Below are 987 nucleotides of genomic sequence, written 5' to 3' on the forward strand. Positions count from 1 at the left end.
GACTGGGGTGAAGTCGTAACAAGGTAACCGTAGGGGAACCTGCGGTTGGATCACCTCCTTACCTGAAGATACCTTCCTTCGAAGTGCTCACACAGATTGTCTGATAGAAAAGTAACGAGCAGAAAAAACCTCTACAGGCTTGTAGCTCAGGTGGTTAGAGCGCACCCCTGATAAGGGTGAGGTCGGTGGTTCAAGTCCACTCAGGCCTACCAAATTCGCACTCATGCGGCGTTATGTACTCAGTCGTTTACCCAACAGTAAACGTCCTTCGTACATGCCTTGCCTGAGCACGAATTACCGTTTTCATAAAACGGGACTCCTGGTGAGTGGTAGTAGTGGTCTCTGCAGTAACTGTATGGGGCTATAGCTCAGCTGGGAGAGCGCCTGCCTTGCACGCAGGAGGTCAGCGGTTCGATCCCGCTTAGCTCCACCATTACAGTGACTCAAAACAATACTTCAGAGCGTACCGGCAACGGTGTGCTGCGAAGTATTATGCTCTTTAACAATCCGGAACAAGCTGAAAATTGAAACGACACGTCGTGTTCATTCTCCGTAATAAGAATGAAGCTATCGATGTGTTCGAGTCTCTCAAATGCTTGCAGCTTGCATGCGTTGTAAAACGCCTGTGGGTTGTGAGGTTAAGCGACTAAGCGTACACGGTGGATGCCCTGGCAGTCAGAGGCGATGAAGGACGTGCTAATCTGCGTAAAGCGTCGGTAAGGTGATATGAACCGCTACAGCCGACGATGTCCGAATGGGGAAACCCGGTGCACTCTGTGCATCATCGCAACATGAATACATAGTGTTGCGAGGCGAACCTGGGGAACTGAAACATCTAAGTACCCAGAGGAAAAGAAATCAACCGAGATTCCCCCAGTAGCGGCGAGCGAACGGGGAGCAGCCCAGAACCTGAATCAGTTTGTGCATTAGTGGAAGCGTCTGGAAAGTCGCAGGGTACAGGGTGATACTCCCGTACACAAAAATGCA

At 50.6% G+C, this 987-nt stretch carries 2 tRNA genes and 2 rRNA genes; all 4 read left to right on the forward strand.

Annotated features, from left to right (window positions below):
• A 16S ribosomal RNA gene (locus tag AC1MDE_RS25780) occupies positions 1–61 on the forward strand; the annotation flags it as partial.
• 74 nt (positions 62–135) lie between these two features.
• A tRNA-Ile gene (locus tag AC1MDE_RS25785) sits at positions 136–212 on the forward strand.
• Positions 213–357: 145 nt separating this feature from the next.
• Positions 358–433: transfer RNA gene (locus AC1MDE_RS25790), tRNA-Ala, on the forward strand.
• Positions 434–636: 203 nt separating this feature from the next.
• Positions 637–987 (forward strand): 23S ribosomal RNA (locus AC1MDE_RS25795); the annotation flags it as partial.

It is taken from the genome of Pantoea folii (assembly GCF_056678875.1).